1 rRNA gene is annotated in these 301 nt (G+C 55.1%); it reads left to right on the top strand.

Going from position 1 to position 301, the window contains the following annotated elements:
* A 23S ribosomal RNA gene (locus JMF81_RS12770) occupies positions 1–301 on the top strand; the annotation flags it as partial.

Below are 301 nucleotides of genomic sequence, written 5' to 3'. Positions count from 1 at the left end.
CACACCCGGTGAAATTGAAATACCAGTGAAGATGCTGGTTACCTGCGCCAGGACGGAAAGACCCCATGGAGCTTTACTCCAGTTTGATACTGGGATTCGGCATGGCATGTACAGGATAGGTGGGAGACTGGGAAGTAGTGACGTCAGTTGCTATGGAGTCGCTGTTGGGATACCACCCTTGCCATGTTGGGTTTCTAACCAGCAGCCGTGACCCGGCTGTGGGACAATGTCAGGCGGGGAGTTTGACTGGGGCGGTCGCCTCCGAAAGGGTATCGGAGGCGCTCAAAGGTTCCCTCAGAAT

The organism is Anaerostipes butyraticus (assembly GCF_016586355.1).
Classification (GTDB): Bacteria; Bacillota; Clostridia; order Lachnospirales; family Lachnospiraceae; genus Anaerostipes; species Anaerostipes butyraticus.
Note: the sequence above shows the minus strand (reverse complement) of the source record. Positions and strands in the feature narration are given on the sequence as shown.